The 21,520-nt window shown below is 62.8% G+C and carries 21 protein-coding genes and 2 tRNA genes; 14 read left to right on the forward strand and 9 right to left on the reverse strand.

What is annotated here, in order from left to right; all coding sequences use genetic code 11:
• Nucleotides 1-189 precede the first annotated feature (189 nt).
• The 6 genes from hisF to C6A77_RS09320 all read right to left on the reverse strand — a co-directional run bounded on the left by hisF (nt 190) and on the right by C6A77_RS09320 (nt 5,139).
• Complete coding sequence (gene hisF / locus C6A77_RS09295; RefSeq protein ID WP_114169197.1) at nt 190-960, reverse strand: imidazole glycerol phosphate synthase subunit HisF; 771 nt, start codon at nt 958-960, stop codon at nt 190-192.
• A 10-nt stretch (nt 961-970) separates the two neighbouring features.
• Complete coding sequence (hisA, locus tag C6A77_RS09300) at nt 971-1,708, reverse strand: 1-(5-phosphoribosyl)-5-[(5-phosphoribosylamino)methylideneamino]imidazole-4-carboxamide isomerase (RefSeq protein ID WP_114169198.1); 738 nt, start codon at nt 1,706-1,708, stop codon at nt 971-973.
• 27 nt (nt 1,709-1,735) lie between these two features.
• Nucleotides 1,736-1,996 (reverse strand): DUF2164 domain-containing protein, encoded by a 261-nt coding sequence (locus C6A77_RS09305; RefSeq protein ID WP_114169199.1) that lies wholly within the window; start codon nt 1,994-1,996, stop codon nt 1,736-1,738.
• Complete coding sequence (gene hisH, locus C6A77_RS09310) at nt 1,997-2,635, reverse strand: imidazole glycerol phosphate synthase subunit HisH (protein ID WP_114169200.1); 639 nt, start codon at nt 2,633-2,635, stop codon at nt 1,997-1,999.
• Nucleotides 2,636-3,229: an imidazoleglycerol-phosphate dehydratase HisB gene (gene hisB / locus C6A77_RS09315; protein ID WP_028635305.1), complete on the reverse strand. Its 594-nt coding sequence runs from the start codon at nt 3,227-3,229 to the stop codon at nt 2,636-2,638. It lies immediately after the preceding gene.
• Between the two features lie 248 nt (nt 3,230-3,477).
• The gene (locus tag C6A77_RS09320; protein WP_114169201.1) at nt 3,478-5,139 is read right to left on the reverse strand and encodes an OFA family MFS transporter; all 1,662 of its coding nucleotides are present in this window, start codon (nt 5,137-5,139) and stop codon (nt 3,478-3,480) included.
• Between the two features lie 269 nt (nt 5,140-5,408).
• Here C6A77_RS09320 and C6A77_RS09325 point away from each other — a divergent pair, with 269 nt between their 5' ends.
• From C6A77_RS09325 to C6A77_RS09340, 4 genes are all read left to right on the forward strand, one after another.
• The gene (locus C6A77_RS09325; RefSeq protein WP_114169202.1) at nt 5,409-7,655 is read left to right on the forward strand and encodes an AsmA family protein; all 2,247 of its coding nucleotides are present in this window, start codon (nt 5,409-5,411) and stop codon (nt 7,653-7,655) included.
• Nucleotides 7,652-8,719 carry an A/G-specific adenine glycosylase gene (gene mutY / locus C6A77_RS09330; protein WP_114169203.1) on the forward strand — a complete coding sequence of 356 codons (1,068 nt, stop codon included), beginning with the start codon at nt 7,652-7,654 and terminating at the stop codon, nt 8,717-8,719. Before C6A77_RS09325 ends, mutY begins: the two co-directional genes overlap by 4 nt.
• Complete coding sequence (locus C6A77_RS09335) at nt 8,716-8,988, forward strand: oxidative damage protection protein (protein ID WP_114169204.1); 273 nt, start codon at nt 8,716-8,718, stop codon at nt 8,986-8,988. The genes mutY and C6A77_RS09335 overlap by 4 nt, the downstream gene beginning before the upstream one ends.
• A gap of 90 nt (nt 8,989-9,078) precedes the next feature.
• Nucleotides 9,079-9,154: transfer RNA gene (locus tag C6A77_RS09340), tRNA-Phe, on the forward strand.
• Between the two features lie 137 nt (nt 9,155-9,291).
• Here the strand turns inward: C6A77_RS09340 and C6A77_RS09345 are convergent.
• Complete coding sequence (locus C6A77_RS09345) at nt 9,292-9,594, reverse strand: addiction module antidote protein (protein WP_114169205.1); 303 nt, start codon at nt 9,592-9,594, stop codon at nt 9,292-9,294.
• Nucleotides 9,595-9,766: 172 nt separating this feature from the next.
• Between C6A77_RS09345 and ppk2 the strand changes: the two genes are divergently transcribed.
• Both ppk2 and C6A77_RS09355 read left to right on the forward strand, forming a co-directional pair.
• Nucleotides 9,767-10,747, forward strand: coding sequence for a polyphosphate kinase 2 (gene ppk2, locus C6A77_RS09350; RefSeq protein ID WP_114169206.1), 981 nt, complete (start codon nt 9,767-9,769; stop codon nt 10,745-10,747).
• Nucleotides 10,748-10,994: 247 nt separating this feature from the next.
• On the forward strand, nt 10,995-11,441 hold the full coding sequence (locus tag C6A77_RS09355) for a hypothetical protein (RefSeq protein WP_114169207.1): 447 nt from the start codon (nt 10,995-10,997) through the stop codon (nt 11,439-11,441).
• Between the two features lie 182 nt (nt 11,442-11,623).
• On the opposite strand, the gene gabP is transcribed toward C6A77_RS09355, so the two are convergent.
• On the reverse strand, nt 11,624-13,009 hold the full coding sequence (gabP, locus tag C6A77_RS09360; RefSeq protein WP_114169208.1) for a GABA permease: 1,386 nt from the start codon (nt 13,007-13,009) through the stop codon (nt 11,624-11,626).
• Between the two features lie 664 nt (nt 13,010-13,673).
• Between gabP and C6A77_RS09365 the strand changes: the two genes are divergently transcribed.
• The 5 genes from C6A77_RS09365 (at nt 13,674) to C6A77_RS09385 (ending at nt 17,958) form a co-directional block, all read left to right on the forward strand.
• Complete coding sequence (locus C6A77_RS09365; RefSeq protein ID WP_114169209.1) at nt 13,674-14,447, forward strand: ABC transporter ATP-binding protein; 774 nt, start codon at nt 13,674-13,676, stop codon at nt 14,445-14,447.
• 11 nt (nt 14,448-14,458) lie between these two features.
• The gene (locus tag C6A77_RS09370; RefSeq protein WP_114169210.1) at nt 14,459-15,214 is read left to right on the forward strand and encodes an ABC transporter substrate-binding protein; all 756 of its coding nucleotides are present in this window, start codon (nt 14,459-14,461) and stop codon (nt 15,212-15,214) included.
• Nucleotides 15,215-15,268: 54 nt separating this feature from the next.
• On the forward strand, nt 15,269-15,964 hold the full coding sequence (locus C6A77_RS09375; protein ID WP_114169211.1) for an ABC transporter permease: 696 nt from the start codon (nt 15,269-15,271) through the stop codon (nt 15,962-15,964).
• Nucleotides 15,961-16,650 carry an ABC transporter permease gene (locus C6A77_RS09380; RefSeq protein WP_114169212.1) on the forward strand — a complete coding sequence of 230 codons (690 nt, stop codon included), beginning with the start codon at nt 15,961-15,963 and terminating at the stop codon, nt 16,648-16,650. The genes C6A77_RS09375 and C6A77_RS09380 overlap by 4 nt, the downstream gene beginning before the upstream one ends.
• A gap of 102 nt (nt 16,651-16,752) precedes the next feature.
• Nucleotides 16,753-17,958, forward strand: a complete 1,206-nt coding sequence (locus C6A77_RS09385; RefSeq protein WP_114169213.1) for a methyltransferase — start codon at nt 16,753-16,755, stop codon at nt 17,956-17,958.
• Between the two features lie 240 nt (nt 17,959-18,198).
• Here C6A77_RS09385 and C6A77_RS09390 read toward each other — a convergent pair whose 3' ends face one another.
• A complete protein-coding gene (locus C6A77_RS09390) occupies nt 18,199-18,489 on the reverse strand; it encodes a DUF3077 domain-containing protein (protein ID WP_114169214.1) in 291 nt (96 codons plus the stop codon).
• A 575-nt stretch (nt 18,490-19,064) separates the two neighbouring features.
• Here C6A77_RS09390 and C6A77_RS09395 point away from each other — a divergent pair.
• The 3 genes from C6A77_RS09395 (at nt 19,065) to C6A77_RS09405 (ending at nt 20,969) form a co-directional block, all read left to right on the forward strand.
• Nucleotides 19,065-19,313 (forward strand): hypothetical protein, encoded by a 249-nt coding sequence (locus C6A77_RS09395; protein ID WP_114169215.1) that lies wholly within the window; start codon nt 19,065-19,067, stop codon nt 19,311-19,313.
• Between the two features lie 98 nt (nt 19,314-19,411).
• Nucleotides 19,412-19,487: transfer RNA gene (locus C6A77_RS09400), tRNA-Thr, on the forward strand.
• Nucleotides 19,488-19,649: 162 nt separating this feature from the next.
• Complete coding sequence (locus C6A77_RS09405; protein ID WP_114169216.1) at nt 19,650-20,969, forward strand: integrase arm-type DNA-binding domain-containing protein; 1,320 nt, start codon at nt 19,650-19,652, stop codon at nt 20,967-20,969.
• Nucleotides 20,970-21,520: the final 551 nt, after the last annotated feature.

Here is a 21,520-nt window from a genome sequence, read left to right on the forward strand (position 1 = left end):
TTGATCGCGGCCTCCAGTTTCATCCTGCTCGTGGCCTGCGCAGAAAAGCCCACCGCAGCCGATGCCCTGCCGCTGGCGGCCCCCCCCCCCCCCCCCCCGGGGGGCCCCCCCCCCCCCCCCCCCCCCCCCCCCCCCCCGGGGGGGGGGGGGGGGGCCCGCGAAGGGCTGCAAAGCAGCCCCAGTCGTTTTTCAGCGAACGACGATCCCGCGCGAAGCCATGTAGGCCTTGGCCTCCGGCACCGTGTACTCGCCAAAGTGGAAGATACTGGCCGCCAGCACCGCACTGGCATGCCCTTCCAGAATGCCGTCAGCCAGGTGCTGCAGGTTACCCACACCCCCCGAGGCGATCACCGGAATACCCAGCGCATCACTGATCGCGCGGGTGACACCCAGGTCGAAGCCATTCTTCATGCCGTCCTGGTCCATGCTGGTCAGCAGAATCTCGCCAGCCCCCAGGCCTTCCATCTTCTTCGCCCATTCAACGGCATCCAGCCCGGTCGGCTTGCGCCCGCCGTGGGTGAAAATCTCCCAGCGCGGCGGCTCACCCGGCGCGGATACCTTCTTGGCATCGATGGCGACCACGATGCACTGCGAACCGAAACGGTCCGCCGCCTCGCCGACGAACTCCGGGTTGAACACCGCGGCGGTGTTGATCGAGACCTTGTCGGCACCGGCATTGAGCAGGTTGCGGATGTCCTGCACGGTGCGCACGCCACCGCCCACGGTCAGCGGGATGAACACCTGGCTGGCCATGCGCTCGACCGTATGCAGGGTGGTGTCGCGGCCATCGACGCTGGCGGTGATGTCGAGGAAGGTGATTTCGTCGGCGCCCTGCTCGTCGTAGCGACGGGCGATTTCCACCGGGTCGCCGGCATCACGGATGTTCTCGAACTTGACGCCCTTGACCACCCGGCCGTTGTCCACGTCCAGGCAAGGGATGATGCGCTTGGCCAGTGCCATGGTTCAGTCCTCAGCCTTGGTAGTTGTCGCAGAAGGCCTGGGCCTCGGCGACATCGAGGGTGCCTTCGTAGATGGCACGGCCGGTGATGGCGCCGATGATGCCCGGGGCCTTGGCGTCCAGCAGGGCCTTGATGTCACCCAGGTTGTGGATGCCGCCCGAGGCGATTACCGGGATCGACGTGGCTTCTGCCAGCGCCTTGGTGAACGGCACGTTGCAGCCTTGCATCATGCCGTCCTTGGCGATGTCGGTGTAGACGATCGCCGAGACGCCATCGGCCTCGAAACGCCTGGCCAGGTCGATGACCTGCACCGAGCTCACTTCCGCCCAACCGTCGGTGGCGACGAAGCCGTCTTTCGCGTCCAGGCCAACGATGACCTTGCCCGGGAACGCCTTGCACGCTTCGGCGACGAATTCGGGCTGCTTGACCGCCTTGGTGCCGATGATCACGTAGCTGACGCCGGCCTTGACGTAGTGCTCGATGGTTTCCAGCGAGCGGATGCCACCGCCGATCTGGATCGGCAGGGTCGGGTAGCGCCTGGCAATGGCGGTAACCACTTCACCGTTGACCGGCTGGCCTTCGAAGGCGCCGTTGAGGTCGACCAGGTGCAGGCGGCGGCAGCCACCCTCGACCCACTTGGCGGCCATGCTCACCGGGTCGTCGGAAAATACCGTGGAGTCTTCCATGCGGCCCTGGCGCAGGCGCACGCAGGCACCGTCCTTCAGATCGATAGCGGGGATAATCAGCATCTTGGGAACCTGTCTGTTCTTGGGTTTTCAGGGCTTCTCGAGCGCCCACAGATCGCTTTCGATGCTCTCGAACCGCTCCTTGAGGTGCAGCTGAACATCGGCGATCGCCCTGTTGTAGTAATGAGGTGCAATTTCTTTGCTGAACAGCTCAAGGACCTCGGCTACCTCGAATGAACCCAGCGCCAGCTCGAAACGGTCTTCGAGAAAACGCTTGAGTGTGTCGAGCGCCTCGCGCTCCTGCTCGGGGGCCAGGGTGATGACCGGGGCCTTGGTCTTCGACCTGCTCATTTACCAGCGCCCGTCCCAGGCGACGAAGTTCTGCAGCAGCTGCAGGCCATGGGTATGGCTCTTCTCCGGGTGGAACTGCACGGCAAAGCGCGAGCCGTCGGCCAGCGCAGCGGCAAAATCGACGCCGTAGTGGCCATGGCCGACCACCTGGGCCGGCTTGCCGGCATTGATGTAGTAGCTGTGCACGAAGTAGAACCGTGCTCGGTCGGGGATGTCGTGCCACAGCGGGTGATCGTTGGTCTGGCCAACTTCGTTCCAGCCCATGTGCGGCACCTTCAGGTGCTCGCCGTCTTCCTGCAGGTCTTTGCCGAAGAAGCGCACCTGGCCGGGGAACAGGCCGATGCAGTCGACCCCGTCGTTTTCTTCGCTGTGTTCGAGCAGTGCCTGCATGCCCACGCAGATACCGAGGAACGGCCGGTCCTGGCTGACCTCACGTACCAGGCTGTCGAAGCCCAGGCGGCGGATTTCGGCCATGCAGTCGCGAATCGCGCCCACGCCCGGGAACACCACCCGGTCGGCCTCGCGGATGACTGCGGCATCGCTGGTGACCAGCACCTTACCGGCACCTACGTGCTCGAGCGCCTTGGCCACCGAGTGCAGGTTGCCCATGCCATAGTCGATTACGGCTACCGTCTGCATTTACAGGCACCCTTTGGTGGAAGGCATCTGCCCGGCCATGCGCTCGTCGAGGGTGATGGCCATGCGCAGGGCGCGGCCGAACGCCTTGAACACGGTTTCGATCTGGTGGTGGGTGTTGTGGCCACGCAGGTTGTCGATGTGCAGGGTGACCAGGGCGTGGTTGACGAAGCCCTGGAAGAACTCCTGGAACAGGTCGACATCGAAGCCGCCGACACTGGCGCGGGTGTATGGCACGTGCATCTGCAGGCCCGGGCGGCCAGAGAAGTCGATGACCACGCGCGACAGCGCCTCGTCCAGCGGCACGTAGGCGTGGCCGTAGCGGAAGATGCCCTTCTTGTCACCGATGGCCTGGGCGAACGCCATGCCCAAAGTGATACCGACGTCTTCGACGGTATGGTGATCGTCGATATGCAGGTCACCCTTGCACTCGATATCCAGATCGATCAGCCCATGGCGGGCGATCTGGTCCAGCATGTGTTCAAGGAAAGGCACACCGATATCGAATCGGGCCTTGCCACTGCCATCGAGGTTGATCGAGCACTTGACCTGGGTTTCCAGGGTATTGCGCTCGACGGAAGCCTTACGTTCGACCATCACCAGCTCCGCAAAATCATTAGGCGAAAAGGGCATCATTATAGGCCTAGAACGCGCCGGCTTGAAACGCGGATGACATATGGCAAAGCGAGGAATTACGCAGGCCGGATACCGTTACAAGTCTATACAACCGGGTGGCCTGGGGCTGCTTTGCAGCCCATCGCGACACAAGGCCGCTCCCACAGAGGCATGCGGTCACCTGTGGGAGCGGCCTTGTGTCGCGAAAGGGGCACAAAGCGCCCCCCCAATCAATGGAACAGCACGGCCGTCTTCTGCAGGGTAATCCACACGCCCCAGGCCAGCGGCACGACCACCACAGCCCAGGCCAGCAGCACCAGTGGCAGGCTGGCCGGCGTCGCCTTCCATTCCAGCGACCGCGCGCCGTCGGCGCCTTTGTCGTGGCTCAAGGCCCGCTCGGCCGCCAGTTCGGCTTCGCTCATGAAGTGCTTGTCGGCCACCGGGCGTACCAGCATGTTGCAGACAAAGCCCAGCACCAGCAGGCCAGCCAGGATGTACAGGGTCATGTCATAAGCCGCTGCACGCTCCACCCCTGCCGCCAGCTGGTATTCGCGCAGGTAGGTGATCAGCACCGGCCCGAGCACCCCGGCCGCTGCCCAGGCAGTCAGCAGGCGGCCATGGATGGCGCCAACCATCTGCGTGCCGAACAGGTCGGCCAGGTAGGCCGGCACGGTAGAGAAGCCACCGCCGTACATCGACAGGATGATGCAGAACGCTGCCACGAACAGCGCCACGTTGCCCAGGTGCCCCATGTTCGGCACCAGGCTGTACAAGCCCACGCCCAGGGCGAAGAAGGCGAAGTAGGTGTTCTTGCGGCCGATGTAGTCAGAGAACGACGCCCAGAAGAACCGCCCGCCGATGTTGAACAGGCTCAGCAGGCCGGTGAAGCCGGCGGCGATCGCGGCAATTTGCGCCAGTTGGGTGCTGTTCAGCTCGCTGAAGCTCAGGTCGTTGCCCAGCAGCTTGCCGGCGAACACTTCCTGCAACAGCGGCGAAGCCATGCCGAGGATGCCGATACCGGCCGACACGTTCAGGCACAGCACCAGCCAGATCAAGGCGAACTGCGGGGTTTTCCAGGCCACGCTGACATGCACATGGCGGTCGGTGACCATGCCGTTGCCGGCCTTCTTCGCCGGGGCGCTCCAGCCTTCGGGTTTCCAGCCGGTCGGCGGCACGCGATACGCCAGCGCGCCAGCGGTCATGAACACGAAGTAGATCGCCGCCATGGCCACGAAGCTCTGCCACACACCCACTTCCTGCGCATTGCCGAAGTGGCCCATCAGCGCCGTGGCCAGCGGTGCGCCGACCATGGCCCCGCCGCCGAAGCCCATGATCGCCATGCCGGTGGCCATGCCGCGCTTGTCCGGGAACCACTTGATCAGGGTCGATACCGGCGAGATGTAGCCCAGGCCCAGGCCGATACCGCCGATGACCCCGGAACCCAGCCACATCAGCCACAGCTGGTGGGTTTTGACCCCGACGGCCGAGATCAGCATGCCGCCACACCAGCACACTGCTGACACCAGGCCGGCCTTGCGCGGGCCGGCGTGTTCCAGCCAGCCGCCCAGCACGGCCGCCGAGCAACCGAGGAAGACGAAGAACAGGGTGTAGATCCAGCTCAGCATGGAGATCGGCCAGTCGCATTCGGCGCTGAACAGACGGGCCATGAAGCCCATGTCTGCCGCACAGGCGACCGGGGCGGTGATGCCCAGGGCTTGCGACAACGGCAGCCAGAACACCGAGAAGCCATAGGCCATGCCGATGCACAGGTGAATGGCCAAAGCGGCTGGCGGGACCAGCCAGCGGTTGAAGCCCGGGCGGGCGATGATGCGCTCCTTGGACAGGAAGCCTGGCGCACTGGCCAGGCTACCCGCCGCGACGGTACTGCTCATGAATCTGATCCTTCTTATAGGTTGGGTGCAGGCAAAGCGGCGCAAGGTTAGCAGCAACAAGTGGCGTGAAGGCAATCTGATATTGCTTATTTCTGCTCGGCTGAAACGGTCATGTTGTCGGCACAGACCCGACATCTTTCTGTCGAAAGCCGTACCATCTGCATCAAGCGTAGGAAATACCCTGTATCGCCAGCCGAATAAGCAGGGACATCCACTGCGGCGCTATACTCTGCCGCTCGAATTTCAAATCGGACTACAAGGACTCGCCCATGAAAGCGTTCGGCAAAATCCTGGGACTTGGGCTTCTCGGGTTGCTGCTGATCATCGTGGCGCTGGGCTTCGCCCTGACCCACCTCTTCGATCCCAACGACTACAAAGACGAGATTCGCCAGCTGGCACGCGACAAGGCGCACGTCGAGCTGACGCTCAACGGCGACATCGGCTGGAGCCTGTTCCCGTGGCTGGGCCTGGAGCTGCACGAAGCGAGCATCGCCACCTTGAACAAACCCAAGGAACCGTTCGCCGACCTGCAAATGCTCGGCCTGTCGGTGCGCGTACTGCCGCTGCTGCGCCGCGAAGTGCAAATGAGCGATGTGCGCGTCGAGGGCCTGAACCTGGCCCTTGCCCGTGACGAGCAAGGCCACGGCAACTGGGAAGACATCGGCAAGCCACTGCCTGCGCAGAACGCCGCCGGCACCGATACCCAGGCCGGTAATGCGGCCCCGGCCTCTGCCGAACCGCCACCGGCGGCCAACGCCAGCAAGGACCGCGCGGTCAAGCTGGACATCGACAGCCTGACCGTGAACAACGCCCGCGTGCAGTACACCGACGCCAAGAGCGGCCAGAGCTACAGCGCCGAAAGCATCCAGCTGAGTACCGGCCCGGTCCACGAAGGGGCGAACATCCCGCTCAAAGCCAGCGCCTTCCTCAGCGCCAGCCAGCCGAACATCAAGGCCCGCACCGAGCTGGCCGGCGAGCTGCGCTTCGACCGCAAGCTGCAGCGCTACAACTTCGAAGACATGCGCCTGTCGGGCGAGACGTCCGGCGAGCCCACCGCCGGCAAGACCGTGACCTTCGCCGCGCAAGGCCAGCTGCTGGTCGACCTGGGCGCCAATGTCGCTTCGTGGAACGGCCTGAAAGTCTCGGCCAACCAGCTGCGCGCCCTGGGCGAGCTGAACCTGCGTGACCTGGACAAGGCGCCACAACTGAGCGGCGGCCTGTCCATCGCCCAGTTCGACCTGCGCACCTTCCTCGACAGCATCGGCCGCCCGCTGCCAGCTACCAATGACCCGGCGGCCTTCGCCAAGCTGGAGCTGGTCACCCGCCTGCAGGGCACGCCGAACAGCCTGGCCCTGGAAGACCTGGCCGTGAAGCTGGACGACAGCACCTTCACCGGCCGCATTGCCGTCGAAGACTTCGCCAGGCAGGCCCTGCGCCTGCAGCTCAAAGGCGATGCCTTCAATGCCGACCGCTACCTGCCGGCCAAGAGCGAAGAAGCCAAGGGCGCCACCGCCGCGCGCCAGGCCGAGGTCAAGCAGCAAGAGGCCAGCGCCGTGGCCGGGGCCGGCACCACGCCGCTGCCCAACGCCCCGACCCAGGTGGCCTGGAGCGACGACAAGCTGCTGCCGGTCGACCGCCTGCGCGCCCTCGACCTGCAGGCCGACCTGGCCTTCGGCTCGCTGACCCTGGACAAACTGCCGATCGAAGACGCCCAGCTCAAGGCCATCGGCCAGGGCGGCCTGCTGACCCTGCAAACCCTGCGCGGCGCGCTGTACGACGGCACCTTCGAGGCCAAAGGCACCGTCGATGTACGCCCTGCCGTGCCGCAACTGGGGGTCAACACGCGCATCCAGCGGGTGCCGGTAGAACACTTCATCAAGGCCGAAGGCAAGGAACAGACGCCACCGGTAAAAGGCCTGCTGACCCTGAGCAGCGACCTGACCGCCACCGGCAACAGCCAGAAGGCCCTGGTCGATACCCTCAACGGCAACGCCAGTTTCGTCATCAACGACGGCGTGCTGGTCGATGCCAACCTGGAACAGCAGCTGTGCCAGGCCATCGCCACGCTGAACCGCAAATCGCTCAACGGCGAGCCGCGCGGCAAGGACACCCCGTTCCAGGAACTGCGCGGCAGCCTGGTGCTGCGCAATGGCGTCGCCAGCAACCCGGACCTCAAGGCGCGCATCCCTGGCCTGACCGTCAACGGCCATGGCGATATCGACCTGCGTGTGCTGGGCATGGACTACAACGTCGGCGTGATCGTCGAAGGCGACCAGCGCGCCATGCCGGACCCGGCCTGCCAGGTCAACGAACGCTATACCGGGGTTGAAATCCCGCTGCGCTGCCGCGGCCCGCTGGAACTCGGCGCCAAGGCCTGCCGCCTGGACCAGGACGGCATGGGCAAAGTCGCCGCCAAGCTGGCCGGCAACCGCCTGCAAGACAAGATCGATGAAAAACTTGGAGACAAAGTGAGCCCGGAACTGAAAGACGCGCTCAAGGGGCTGTTCAAGCGATGAGCCCCGAGCAGTTCGCCAGCGCCGTGCTGGCCTGGTATGACCAACACGGTCGGCACGACCTGCCCTGGCAACAGGGCATCACCCCGTACCGGGTGTGGGTATCGGAAATCATGTTGCAGCAGACCCAGGTCAGCACCGTGCTCAACTACTTCGACCGCTTCATGCAGGCCCTGCCGACCGTGCAGGCCCTGGCCGAAGCGCCGGAGGACGAAGTGCTGCATCTATGGACTGGCCTGGGCTACTACACCCGGGCGCGCAACCTGCAAAAGGCCGCGAAGATCGTGGTCGAGCAGCATGGCGGCGAATTCCCGCGCAGTGTCGAGCAGCTCACCGAGCTGCCCGGCATCGGCCGCTCCACCGCCGGCGCCATCGCCAGTATCAGCATGGGCATCCGCGCGCCGATCCTCGACGGCAACGTCAAGCGCGTGCTGGCCCGCTACACCGCCCAGGCCGGCTACCCTGGCGAGCCGCGGGTGGCCAACCAGCTGTGGGCCACCGCCGAGCGCTTCACCCCGCAGCAACGCGCCAACCACTACACCCAGGCGATGATGGACATGGGCGCCACGCTGTGCACCCGCAGCAAGCCCAGCTGCCTGATCTGCCCGCTGCAGCGTGGCTGCGAAGCGCACCTGCACGGCGAAGAAACCCGCTACCCCGAGCCCAAACCGCGCAAGGCACTGCCGCAACGGCGCACGCTGATGCCGCTGCTGGCCAGCCAGGAAGGCGCCATTCTGCTTTACCGTCGCCCGTCCAGCGGCCTGTGGGGTGGCTTGTGGAGCCTGCCGGAGCTGGACGACATCGCCCAGCTCGATGACCTGGCCTATCAGCACGGCCTACGCCTGGCCGACAGCCGCGCCATGGATGGCCTGACCCACACCTTCAGCCACTTCCAGCTGGCGATCGAGCCCTGGCTGGTGCGCGTCGACCCGGTCGGCGAGCACGTGGCCGAGGCCGACTGGCTCTGGTATAACCTCGCCACCCCGCCGCGCCTGGGCCTTGCCGCCCCGGTAAAAAAACTGCTCAAACGCGCGGCCGACGAACTGAATGCAGGAGACGCCCGATGACCCGCACCGTGATGTGCCGCAAGTACAAAGAAGCATTGCCAGGCCTGGAGCGCCCGCCCTACCCCGGCGCCAAAGGCCAGGACATCTTCGAACACATCTCGCAGAAAGCCTGGGCCGACTGGCAGAAGCACCAGACCATGCTGATCAACGAAAAGCGCCTGAACATGATGAACGCCGAGGATCGCAAATTCCTCCAGGGCGAGATGGACAAGTTTTTCGCCGGCGAAGAGTACGCCCAGGCGGAAGGCTACGTTCCGCCCTCGGAATGACCCCATGGAACGTAAGCGACGGAATTAATTTAAAATTTTTTCAAAAAGTCGTTGACGAGCGGTCTGAAAGTCTATTTAATTCACCTCGTCGCCCAGATAGCTCAGTCGGTAGAGCAGAGGATTGAAAATCCTCGTGTCGGCGGTTCGACTCCGTCTCTGGGCACCACCTTCAAGCTTCTGGTGGTTGCAAAGTTACCCGAAGCGACAACAAGAAACCCGCCTAGTGCGGGTTTTTTGTTGTCTACGGTTTTTGCTGAAGGATTGGCAGCCTACCGGCCTTGCTACCCATCCCAAGCACGAACCTCATCCCGCTGCGCGCGGCAGCACCTCGGCATGAAGCCGTACCCCCAGCGCCGCCATCACTTTCATGATGGTCGCCAGACTCGGGTTACCTTCCGCAGACAACGCCTTGTACAGCCCTTCCCGTGTCAGGCCGGTGTCACGTGCCAACTGAGCCATACCTCGGGCACGGGCAATATCGCCCAAGGCAGCAGCAAGCAGTGCCGGGTCGTTGTCCTCCAAACACGCCTCAAGGTACAAGGCCATGTCTTCCTCTGTTTTCAAATGGTCCACAGCGTCCCATTTGCTCAGCTTGATATTTGTCATGGCGGCCTCCTAAAGGTCGCGTAGCAGCCATAGTGTGAACCGCAGTTAACACTACATCCAATTGCAGCTGTTTCAAACTGTTTATCGGCCCACTGTTGATCAGCATCAAAAGGCCATTAATCGCTGGGCCTAAAATGCCGGAGGCTACCCGACTCGACCCGCAAGGACCTCCATGAGCGAAGAATCCCCCCTGCTGCTCCCCGCCCCCAGCGAACCCACTGCCGCCCCAGTCCGCACCCGCCGGCCACGCCAGCGCAAGCCAGAGCCGACCATCACCCGCGTCAGCCAGCAACCCGCAGCGCTGGAAGTTGCCACCGCCCCCAAGGGCAGCAACGAAGACAGCACCTCGGCGCGCCTGCCAGCCAGCTACCCCTACCGCACCCGCCTGCGCCGCCAGGATTACGAGAAGGCCAAGCATGCGCTGCAGATCGAGCTGCTGAAGGTGCAGAGCTGGGTGAAGGAAACCGGCCAGCGCGTGGTGATCCTGTTCGAAGGGCGCGATGCTGCGGGCAAGGGCGGTACGATCAAGCGTTTCATGGAACACCTCAACCCGCGTGGCGCGCGCATCGTCGCCCTGGAGAAGCCTTCCGAGCAGGAAAAAGGCCAGTGGTACTTCCAGCGCTACATCCAGCACCTGCCCACGGCAGGCGAAATGGTGTTCTTCGACCGCTCCTGGTACAACCGCGCCGGGGTCGAAAAGGTGATGGATTTCTGCACGCCGCTGCAGTACCTGGAATTCATGCGCCAGGCGCCGGACCTTGAGCGCATGCTGTGCAACAGCGGCATCCTGCTGTTCAAGTACTGGTTCTCGGTGAACCGCGAAGAGCAGCTGCGCCGCTTCATCTCGCGCCGCGACGACCCACTCAAGCACTGGAAGCTGTCGCCCATCGACATCAAGTCGCTGGACAAATGGGAGGACTACACCGCGGCCAAGGAAGCGATGTTCTTCCATACCGACACGGCCGACGCACCATGGACGGTGATCAAGTCCGACGACAAGAAGCGCGCGCGGATCAACTGCATCCGGCATTTTCTGCATGCGCTGGACTACCCGGGCAAGGACCACAGCGTGGCCCATGCGCCGGACTTACAGCTGGTGGGGCGGGCATCGCGAGGGTTTGAGGAGGATGAGCCTACTCCGCTCGCCAGCTGAATCGCCGGGGCTGCTTTGCAGCCCATCGCCGGCAAGCCAGCTCCCACAGGGATCGCGCCAGCTTCAGAAATTGAGTAAGACAGTTGCTCCCACAGGATTTGCACCGACCTTGAGCTTGGCGCAGTAACTGTGGAAGCTGGCTTGCCGGCGATTGGGGCGCGCAGCGGCCCGCTTTGCGCAACACTTGGGTTTCCCGGGCAACTGCGCTTCAATACGCGCACTTTTCCGACACACCCCAAGGATTCCCATGGCCACCCCTACCAAACAACAGAAACGCGCCAAACGCGCCGCCAGCAAGGCCAAGCAGAACCGCATGGTGCGCAGTGGCCAGGCGGTCAAGGCCAGTGCCGGTGACAGCGCCAGCGTCGAGCAGGTGTACAACAAGGCCATGGAATCGGGCAGCTACGACGCCATGTTCAAGAAAATGAAGGAAGCCCAGGAAGGCGGCGGCCTGGTGCCGATGATTTCGGTGTTCCTGGTCGACCCGCTGCTGGCCTTGGTGCTCAAGGGGCACAAGGAAGAACACGCCACCGATTACATCGTGCTGGTGTTCAATGCCTACCGCAAATGGCTGGACGGGGCTGATGAAGAAGCCACCATGGCCTGGCTGGAGAGCGATGAGTTCCAGGCCGCCTATGTGGCGGCTTCGGAAGCGGTGGCCAAGCAGCAGCAACAGCAGAAGCAGTTTGGCTGATATGGCTGGGTAACCTGCACCGGCCTCTTCGCGGGCGCGCCCGCTCCCACAAGGGGCTCCACTGGTCTTGAGGCCTGTGGCGAACCTGTGGGAGCGGGTTTACCCGCGAAGAGGCAAGCATAGGCAACAAAAAAGGCCGCGCCCTACCCAGGACGCGGCCTTTTCATTACCGCCAGCGCAGATCAGTTATCCAGCGCGACCCGCCCGGCAGCTTCGCGCTTGCGGTGCACCAGCAAGCCAGCCGCCACCACACCAATGCTCAGCAGTGCGGTCGCGATGATCTCGGCGCGGTGGTCCTCCCGCAGCGCCATCACCACCAGAATCGCCACGATGAAGGCAATGGTCGCCCAGGTCAGGCCTGGGAACAGCCACATCTTGAAGGTGATCTTCTCGCCACGGGCCTCACGCTGGGCACGCATGCGCAGCTGCGACACGGCAATCACCAGGTACACCAGCAGGGCAATGGCACCGGAGCTTGCCAGCAGGAACTCGAACACCTGGGCCGGGGCCACGAAGTTGGCGAACACACAGAGGAACGCCGCCGCGGTGGACAGCAGAACCGCCACATGCGGGGTCGCCGCCTTGGTGGTGCGCTGGGCGATGGCCGGCGCGTCACCACGCTTGCTCAGCGAGAACAGCATGCGCGACGAGGTGTACAGCGCCGAGTTCAGGCAGCTGGTCACGGCGATCAGCACGACGATGTCGACGATCAGCTTGGCGTTCGGCACGCCGATACGGCTCAGCACGGTCTGGTAGGAACCGGTCTCGGCCAGGGCCGGGTCGTTCCAAGGTACCAGGGCCACGACCAGGAAGATCGACACCAGGTAGAACAGGCAGATACGCCAGATCACCGAGTTGGTCGCGCGGCTGATCTGCTTGCCCGGGTCCTTCGACTCGGCAGCGGCGATGGTGACGATTTCGGTACCCATGAACGAGAACATGGTGGTCAGCATGGCTGCCAGCACTGCGCCCAGGCCGTTAGGCATGAAGCCCTGGGTGTCGAACAGGTGGCTGGCACCGCTCACCTGGCTGCTCGGCACGAAACCGAACAAGGCCGCACAACCCACGGCGATGAAGCCGATGATCGCCAACACCTTGAGCAGGGCGAACCAGAACTCGAACTCGCCGTAGTTCTTCACGCTGCACAGGTTGGTCAGGGTCAGCGCCAGGGTGATGACCAGGGAGAACGCCCACAGGTCAACCGCAGGGAACCAGGCATGCAGAATGGCCGCGGCGGCGTTGGCTTCCAGCGGAATTACCAGCACCCAGAACCACCAGTACAGCCAGCCGATGGTGAAACCGGCCCAGCGCCCGATGGCGCGGTCGGCATAAGTAGAGAAAGAACCGGTGTCCGGCGAAGCGACGGCCATTTCACCCAGCATGCGCATCACCAGCACCACCAGCGTACCGGCGGCAGCGTAGGCCAGCAGCACGGCCGGGCCGGCAGCAGCGATGGCGTGGCCGGAGCCGACGAACAGGCCGGCACCGATGACGCCAGCGATGGACAGCATGGTCACATGCCGTTGTTTGAGCCCCTGAGCGAGGTCATTGGAATTGTTACCGCTCATTGAAACTACCTTTGTAAGGAGTGGACCACGCCGACTGCGGTTACGGAGCGCGCCTGGGGTTGACCTGGGCGTCGCTGCAATCGGCGGTTTCCTACTAGCAATAAGCGCGCCAGGTGCTGAATGCATTCGTCAGAAAAGCCGGCAGGCCTTTTGTCATGGGGTTTGGCGGGCTTTCAGCCAAGGCCTGACCGAAAGGCCGCCAAATCAGCAGATTACTGAAATACCCACTTACAAACGCACCAAAGGTGCTCCTCGGTAACACCTGTGCACCCGTGCAATGCGCAAAAGTGCAACCTGAAGGTACAACCCATAGGCCTGACCGCAGCCGTTCGCGGGCTTGCCCGCTCCCACAGGTGAGGTGCAACCATTGGGGCCTTTTATATAGGCTGTAACAGCCGGCGTGGCCGCGAATGGTCTAAAACCGCTTCCATGAGCCGGCCAAAGCTGGCACCATCGCGCCTTTTTTCATCAAGGCTCTGGTGCTGGGCGACACCTTCGCGGACATCCGCGCGACGTTGCGCTGCGACGATGCGACAAACTGCCCCACCAGCGCCCCGAGTTCCCTGCGACCCTGTTGGCCGTGCCAATGCCGCTATGCTAGCTTGGCGCACGCCAGGAAGGCCGCCAACAGCTGGGAACGCACCCGTACACATGAGGACCGCACATGGCTCAGGCCACGCCCGCGCTGGAAATCCGCAATCTGCACAAACGCTACGGCGAGCAGGAAATTCTCAAGGGCATTTCGCTGACCGCACGCGACGGTGACGTGATCTCCATCCTGGGGTCGTCCGGCTCCGGCAAGTCCACCCTGCTGCGCTGCATCAACCTGCTCGAAAACCCGCACCAGGGCGAAATCCTGGTCGCTGGTGAATCGCTCAAGCTCAAGGCCGCCAAGAACGGCGACCTGATCGCTGCCGACAACCGCCAGATCAACCGCCTGCGCAGCGAGATCGGCTTCGTCTTCCAGAACTTCAACCTGTGGCCGCACATGTCGATCCTCGACAACATCATCGAGGCGCCACGCCGGGTGCTCGGCCAGAGCAAGGCCGAGGCCATCGAAGCCGCCGAAGCGCTGCTGAACAAGGTTGGCATCTACGACAAGCGCCACAGTTACCCCGCCCAGCTTTCCGGTGGCCAGCAACAGCGCGCCGCCATTGCCCGTACCCTGGCCATGAAACCCAAGGTCATCCTGTTCGACGAGCCAACTTCGGCGCTCGACCCGGAAATGGTCCAGGAAGTGCTAAACGTTATCCGCGCATTGGCCGAAGAAGGCCGTACCATGCTGCTGGTGACGCACGAGATGAACTTTGCCCGCCATGTGTCCAGTGAAGTCGTCTTCCTGCACCAGGGCCTGGTAGAAGAGCAGGGATCGCCGCAGCAGGTCTTCGAGAACCCGACCTCGGCGCGTTGCAAGCAATTCATGTCCAGCCACCGCTAACGGAGCAATACATGCACACTTACAAGAAGTTCCTCCTGGCAGCTGCTGCCACGCTGGTGATGTCGGCCAACGCCCTGGCCGCAGAAAAACTGCGCATGGGTATCGAAGCTGCCTACCCACCGTTCAACAACAAGGATGCCAGCGGTAACGTGGTCGGCTTCGACAAGGACATCGGCGACGCCCTGTGCGCCAAGATGAAAGTCGAGTGCTCGGTGGTCACCTCCGACTGGGACGGCATCATCCCTGCGCTGAACGCCAAGAAGTTCGACTTCCTGGTGTCGTCGCTGTCGATCACCGACGAGCGCAAGCAGGCGGTGGACTTCACCGAGCCGTACTACTCCAACAAGCTGCAGTTCATCGCACCGAAGAACGTCGACTTCAAGACCGACAAGGCCTCGCTCAAAGGCAAGGTGATCGGCACCCAGCGCGCCACCCTGGCCGGCACCTGGCTGGAAGACAACTACGGTGACGACGTAGAGATCAAACTGTACGACACCCAGGAAAACGCCTACCTCGACCTGGTTTCCGGGCGCATCGACGGCATCCTGGCCGACAAGTACGTGCAGTACGAGTGGCTGAAGAGCAAAGACGGCTCGAGCTTCGAGTTCAAGGGCGAGCCGGTGATGGACAGCGACAAGATCGGCATTGCCGTGCGCAAGGGTGACACCAAGCTGCGCGACGACCTGAACAAGGCCCTGGCCGAAATCAAGGCCGACGGCACGTACAAGAAGATCAACGACAAGTACTTCCCGTTCAGCATCGAATGATCCGCCCCGACCGGCGCGCCCTTGCGGCGCGCCAGTCCCTAGAATGACCTGCCCATGAATATCGACCTGCACGGATTCGGTCCGGCCATGATGGCTGGCACCCTGATGACCGTAAAACTGGCGCTTTGCGCCTTGCTGCTGGGCCTGGTGCTGGGCCTGCTCGGCGCCCTGGCCAAGACTTCCACCATCAAGCCGCTGCAATGGCTGGGTGGCTTCTATTCCACCCTGGTTCGTGGCGTGCCCGAACTGCTCTGGGTGCTGCTTATCTATTTCGGCACCGTGGGCTTGATGAACGCCCTGGGTGAAGTCCTGAACCTGCCTGGCCTGGAACTCAGCGCCTTCGCTGCCGGTGTGATTGCCCTGGGCCTGTGCTTCGGCGCCTATGCCACCGAAGTGTTCCGTGGCGCCATCCTGGCGATCCCCAAGGGCCACCGTGAGGCCGGCCTGGCGCTGGGCCTGTCCAAGGGCCGCATCCTATCGCGGATCATCCTGCCGCAGATGTGGCGCATTGCCCTGCCCGGCCTTGGCAACCTGTTCATGATCCTCATGAAGGACACCGCGCTGGTGTCGGTGATCGGCCTGGAAGAAATCATGCGCCACGCACAAATCGGCGTGACCGTGACCAAGGAGCCGTTCACCTTCTATATGGTCGCGGCCTGCATCTACCTGAGCCTGACCATCATCGCCATGACCGGCATGTACTTCATGGAAAAACGCGCCGCTCGCGGCTTTGCGAGGGCCGAGCAATGAATTGGGAAGTCATCATCAAATGGCTGCCACGCCTGGCCCAGGGTGCGACCCTGACCCTGGAGCTGGTGGCCTTGGCGGTGGTTGCCGGGTTGATCCTGGCCATCCCGTTGGGCATCGCCCGCTCCTCGCGCCACTGGTACGTGCGCGCGGTGCCGTTCAGCTACATCTTCTTCTTCCGTGGCACGCCGCTGCTGGTGCAGCTGTTTCTGGTCTACTACGGCCTGGCGCAGTTCGATGCGGTGCGTTCGAGTTCGTTGTGGCCGTACCTGCGCGACCCGTTCTGGTGCACCGTACTGACCATGACCCTGCACACGGCCGCCTACATCGCCGAAATCCTGCGCGGCGCGCTGCAGTCGATCCCCAAGGGTGAGATCGAGGCGGCACGGGCGCTGGGCATGTCGCGGGGCAAGACGCTGTTCTACATCATGCTGCCACGCGCCGCGCGCATCGGCCTGCCGGCGTACAGCAACGAAGTGATCCTGATGCTCAAGGCCAGCGCCCTGGCCAGTACCGTGACCCTGCTGGAACTGACCGGCATGGCCCGTACCATCATTGCCCGCACCTACCTGCCAGTGGAAATCTTCTTCGCCGCCGGTATTTTCTACCTGGTGATCTCCTTCGTGCTGGTACAAGGCTTCAAGCTGCTGGAGCGCTGGCTGCGCGTAGACGCCTGCCAGGGCCGCTGAACCAACCGCCCCCACAGGTAAATCACCGCACTCGAGTGCTGTGATATACCCTGTGGGAGCGGGTTCACCCGCGAAGAGGCCCTAAAACCCACCACAAATCCCATGCCCAACCACCTCCACAGCCATCACCTGACCACCCGCTTCCAGGCCCTCGACCAGTTCCTGCTCGAGCACCAGCAGCTGTGGAAACCCCGCCCCTTCACCACCCTGCAATTGCCTTGGGAAACCACCCACCCCGAGCTGGCCGCGCACCTGCGCCAATGCCCGCTGGCAGACGCCGAAGCCGAAATCGCTACCGAGACCTTGCCCGCCCCGTTCCCACAACTGGCCCGGCAAGCCCAACAGCTAGCCACCGTCGGCAACCTCCCGGCAACCGACCTGCCCCCCGCCGCCCACCGCCTCGACGTCGCCGTCCCCGGTCGCAAGTGGCAGCAGATCGAAGCCTTCGCCAGCCACCTGGCCTTCCGCGAGCAGCCCCACCACTGGCTGGACTGGTGTTCCGGCAAAGGCCACCTCGGCCGCCGCCTGCTGCAACCCGGCCAGCAACTGACCTGCCTGGAATACGACGCCGAACTGGTCGCCGCCGGCCAGGCCCTGAGCGCCCACCACCACCTGCCGGTGCACCACGTGCATCAGGATGTGCTGGCCAACGACAGCGCCCGCCACCTGGCTGACTACAAAAGCGTGGTCGCCCTGCACGCCTGCGGCGACCTGCATGTACGCCTGCTGCAACTGGCCAGCCAGCAGGGTTGCCGGCAACTGGCCGTGGCGCCCTGCTGCTACAACCGCATCGCCGCGCCGCAGTACCAGGCGTTATCCACAGCCGCAAAAGCTTCCGGCCTGCAATTGTCATTGGACGACCTTGGCCTGCCCCTGAGCGAAACCGTCACCGCCGGCGCCCGCGTACGGCGCCAGCGCGACAGCTCGATGGCCCGCCGCCTGGGCTTCGACCTGCTGCAACGCCAGCAGCGCCAGACCGACGAGTACCTGCCGACGCCATCACTGCCCGTGGCCTGGCTGGAAAAGCCCTTTGAGGCCTACTGCCGCGACCTGGCCGAACTCAAGCAGTTGCAACTGACCGGGCACCCGGACTGGGCTGCGCTGGAAGCCGCCGGTTGGCAGCGCCTGGCCGAAGTACGCAACCTGGAGCGCGTGCGCAACCTGTTCCGCCGGCCGCTGGAGCTGTGGCTGGTACTCGATCGCGCATTGTTCCTCGAAGAACACGGCTACGAGGTGCGCCTGGGCCTGTTCTGCGATTACCCGCTCACCCCGCGCAACTTGCTGATCCTGGCTGAACGCGACCGTTAGCCGCAGCACAACCTGTGGATAACTCTGTGAACAAGCGTGTGATTACCTGTTGGATCCAAGCGCTATTTCAAGCGCCGGGCTTATTCCCGAGTACAGGGCAAGGCCAGTAAAAACAGGCGTTTGCGCAAAGACAGGCGGTGTAGCTGTGCGGCATGCCTTTCGCGCAAGGCGTTAATGCCACTTGTGCATAAACATTTCTTGTGGTTGCACAAGGGGCATCTGCGCGGTGTGCGCCGGAACTCAATGCGCCTTGTTCTTGGCGATCTCGATATCGTTCATCAGCGCCTTGGCCATGTCGCACAGGTAATCCGCGGCACCGAGGAATTTATGGTCGTCTTCCATATCCCCCTCGCGCAGCAGGTGCTTGATGTAACCCATCAGAATCGAGACATGTTCATAGGCAGCATCGACCGGGACGCCGGGCTCGACACGCAGGAGGTTGAGGGATGGGTTACCGGCTGCGAGGAAGGTTTCCACGCCGGCGGTGGTGATGGGCTTTGGGCTGTTGGGATCAGATTCGATCTTTTTCATGTTCAACTCCTAGTTCAAAAGGAGTCGCCGTGTTCATTCTTTCTCACGGAACGAAGGCGGCAACCGTACACGAGGTGAGAAACCGAGTGAACATAGGAAGCTCGGCCAGACCGAAGTCTGCCCGTGCACGGTCGCCATTAAGCAGCCGATACGTTCAAAATCGGGTTCTCACACCCGGTCGCCAGAGCGACCCGAAAACGGTATCCGTGAGCGATTTCCCCGACAACAGCGATACTTCGGCGGCGTGCGTAGGATAGTTCCGAAGCATCCAAACCCTGAAGCCATTAGCCCCCTAGTTCAGAATTTTCGTACGGCTGATGGCCCTTTCGCGGGTAAACCCGCTCCCACAGGTACTCACCAGGACGTAAGAACAGTGATATTCCCTGTGGGAGCGGGTTTACCCGCGAAGAGGCCAGAACAGGCAACAAAAAAGCTAAAGCCTCACCGCTGATCCCGCCCAGCGGTGTATTATCCGCCCCCCAAAACATTAAAAAGTGACGTCGCGCGCTGCCCGCCAGCCCCGCGACCTTCTGGCGTTGCGCCAGAACCGACATGGACCAACGGACCCGACCATCGTGACCCAAGCCAAGCCCCTCGCCCTGCTGACCCTCACTCTGGCCCTGACCGGCTGCGCCAGCGGCACCGCGCCCCATTCCCCCAGCAGCCTGGGCTGGAACCACCCCGCCATGCGCCTGGGCGGCGACAACGGCCTGCCCCTGCGCACCGAAAGCCCCTGCCGCAAGCGCGGTTGCGACAACGACAAGCTGTTCTTCAACCCGGGCAAAACCGAACCAAGCGTCACCACCATTCACCGCGGCTGGTAAGAAAATTCTTCTTTCAGGCCGGTGACTTAGCTCATTTGCGAACAATCGCAAGGAAGTGGTTTACAGGCGCCAACCGATCGTTATAATGACGCCCCATTGCCGGTATAGCTCAGATGGTAGAGCAACTGACTTGTAATCAGTAGGTCCCGGGTTCGATTCCTGGTGCCGGCACCATTCAAGGTTCCATAGAAAGCTTTCAAAATCTCTGGAACCCCCGAAAAACCCGCCTTCTGGCGGGTTTTTTCGTTTTGGCGTTCCGTCGGGTTCCGAGGGTAGCCAGCGCTAATAAGGGTACTTTTAAGGATACCTACCAATTCGACATTGGAAAGTACCCTTATGGCTCGCACAACGGCTCCCCTTACCGACAACGCCTGCCGCACTGCAAAGGCTCGCGAACGTGAGTACAAGCTTTTTGACGGCGATGGCCTTTACCTGCTCGTGAAGCCCAACGGTCGCAAAGGCTGGCGGCTCAGGTACGTGAAGCCCGATGGTCGCGAGGGCCTGACCTCACTCGGCAATTACCCGGTGGTCGGGCTGGCTGACGCTCGCCACAAGCGCTTCGAGCTCAAACAGCAGCTCGCCAACGGCATTGACCCCATCCAATCCAAGCAGCAGGCCAAGGTGCAAGCCGTAATCAATGGCCGTACCTTCGAAAGCGTCGCGCTCGATTGGTATGCCGGGATGGTGCCCAAGTGGGCGCCGGGCCACGCCAAGACTGTGCTCAGCCGGTTGAAGACTCACGTATTCCCTTTGCTCGGTGCCAGGGCAATCGTTGAGTTGGACACCCACGACCTCATGCAGCCACTGGAAGCCGTGACGAAGCGCGGCACCATCGACGTGGCGCTCAGGATCAAGAACTACCTGCAAAGCATCATGCGCGAAGCCAAACGGCTGCGTCTGATCACGACGAACCCAGCCCACGACCTCGATGGCTCAATCAGAGCACCACGGGTTACACATCGACCCGCACTACCCTTATCGCGGCTGCCAGAGCTACAGGCGCGCATCGACGGCTACAAAGGTCGTCCCCTCACGCGCCTCACCGTGATGCTGTCGCTGCACGTGTTCGTACGCTCCAGTGAACTGCGTTTTGCCCGCTGGGGCGAGTTCGACCTCCAGCGCGGCATCTGGGAGATCCCCGATACCCGCCCAGCGCTGGATGGTGTGCCCTTTTCCACAAGGGGTACAAAGATGGCCGGGGACATCCACGTTGTACCCTTATCGCCGCAGGCAGTGGCCTTGCTTGAGCAGATCCATGCGATCACCGGCAAATTCGACCTAGTCTTCGCGGGCGATGCCAAACCGTGGAAACCAATGTCCGAGAACACGGTGAATGCCGCGCTCAGGACGATGGGCTACGACACCAAGGTGGATATCTGCGGCCACGGATTCCGAGCCATGGCGTGCAGTGCGCTGGTCGAGTCGGGGCTGTGGTCAGAGATAGCGATCGAGCGCCAGATGAGCCACAAGGAACGCAATAACGTGCGGGCGGCTTATACCCACAAGGCCGAGTTTCTCGAAGAGCGCCGGATGATCATGACCTGGTGGAGCCGGTTTCTGGAGGCGAACCGCGATGACCATGTGACGCCGCATGAGTTTGCCAAGCAGACGGGCGAGAACGTCACGCGCCTTCGCAGTGCCAAGAGGACCGAGTAGCCCGCCGCACCACCACCTCAACTCGCTGTGAAGTTACCCACAGCACCGCATGAAGCTCTTCCGCGCGGGTCCTTTCAAACGGGGCTGCAAAGCCGCCCCGTTTGAAAGGACCATACCTAAGAAAAAAACTGCTGGCACAGCTTACGTCTGTGGAAAACCACTGATGTCCACCGGGGGATAGTTTTATCCACAGGCGCTAAATCCCTGATATCGCGCTGCTTGACGAATATTGTCCACAAGCGTAGACCGGGAGTCGCAAGAGCTGTCGATGACAGCACCCCAGGTGACCTGAACCTTTAAGGTCACGCCGCTCCCGCGGTGGTTCACCCGCAAGTACGATTCGCGTCCGGCAGCTCGTACGGTCACTACCCATGTGATGGATGCCAACTCAATATCGTTGCCCCTGCGGCAACCACCCTACCCATCTGCTCAGCAGCAACCTATCCGCTTGGCCATTTCGCGTGCGCCAACCTGCGCCCGTCTCTTTCTCCTGGAAAGAGACGGGCGCGTCTAACACTGCTGCAGCCCTCATCGCATTTGGCTTTGCGGCA

Origin of the sequence: Pseudomonas sp. AFG_SD02_1510_Pfu_092, from assembly GCF_003331055.1 — a bacterium.
Lineage (GTDB): Bacteria > Pseudomonadota > Gammaproteobacteria > Pseudomonadales > Pseudomonadaceae > Aquipseudomonas.

Coding starts and splice junctions, on each gene's coding strand:
- hisF (WP_114169197.1), bottom strand. CDS start 960: ATGGCACTGGCCAAGCGCATCATCCCTTGCCTGGACGTGGACAACGGC.
- hisA (WP_114169198.1), bottom strand. CDS start 1,708: ATGCTGATTATCCCCGCTATCGATCTGAAGGACGGTGCCTGCGTGCGC.
- C6A77_RS09305 (WP_114169199.1), bottom strand. CDS start 1,996: ATGAGCAGGTCGAAGACCAAGGCCCCGGTCATCACCCTGGCCCCCGAG.
- hisH (WP_114169200.1), bottom strand. CDS start 2,635: ATGCAGACGGTAGCCGTAATCGACTATGGCATGGGCAACCTGCACTCG.
- hisB (WP_028635305.1), bottom strand. CDS start 3,229: ATGGTCGAACGTAAGGCTTCCGTCGAGCGCAATACCCTGGAAACCCAG.
- C6A77_RS09320 (WP_114169201.1), bottom strand. CDS start 5,139: ATGAGCAGTACCGTCGCGGCGGGTAGCCTGGCCAGTGCGCCAGGCTTC.
- C6A77_RS09325 (WP_114169202.1), top strand. CDS start 5,409: ATGAAAGCGTTCGGCAAAATCCTGGGACTTGGGCTTCTCGGGTTGCTG.
- mutY (WP_114169203.1), top strand. CDS start 7,652: ATGAGCCCCGAGCAGTTCGCCAGCGCCGTGCTGGCCTGGTATGACCAA.
- C6A77_RS09335 (WP_114169204.1), top strand. CDS start 8,716: ATGACCCGCACCGTGATGTGCCGCAAGTACAAAGAAGCATTGCCAGGC.
- C6A77_RS09345 (WP_114169205.1), bottom strand. CDS start 9,594: ATGACAAATATCAAGCTGAGCAAATGGGACGCTGTGGACCATTTGAAA.
- ppk2 (WP_114169206.1), top strand. CDS start 9,767: ATGAGCGAAGAATCCCCCCTGCTGCTCCCCGCCCCCAGCGAACCCACT.
- C6A77_RS09355 (WP_114169207.1), top strand. CDS start 10,995: ATGGCCACCCCTACCAAACAACAGAAACGCGCCAAACGCGCCGCCAGC.
- gabP (WP_114169208.1), bottom strand. CDS start 13,009: ATGAGCGGTAACAATTCCAATGACCTCGCTCAGGGGCTCAAACAACGG.
- C6A77_RS09365 (WP_114169209.1), top strand. CDS start 13,674: ATGGCTCAGGCCACGCCCGCGCTGGAAATCCGCAATCTGCACAAACGC.
- C6A77_RS09370 (WP_114169210.1), top strand. CDS start 14,459: ATGCACACTTACAAGAAGTTCCTCCTGGCAGCTGCTGCCACGCTGGTG.
- C6A77_RS09375 (WP_114169211.1), top strand. CDS start 15,269: ATGAATATCGACCTGCACGGATTCGGTCCGGCCATGATGGCTGGCACC.
- C6A77_RS09380 (WP_114169212.1), top strand. CDS start 15,961: ATGAATTGGGAAGTCATCATCAAATGGCTGCCACGCCTGGCCCAGGGT.
- C6A77_RS09385 (WP_114169213.1), top strand. CDS start 16,753: ATGCCCAACCACCTCCACAGCCATCACCTGACCACCCGCTTCCAGGCC.
- C6A77_RS09390 (WP_114169214.1), bottom strand. CDS start 18,489: ATGAAAAAGATCGAATCTGATCCCAACAGCCCAAAGCCCATCACCACC.
- C6A77_RS09405 (WP_114169216.1), top strand. CDS start 19,650: ATGGCTCGCACAACGGCTCCCCTTACCGACAACGCCTGCCGCACTGCA.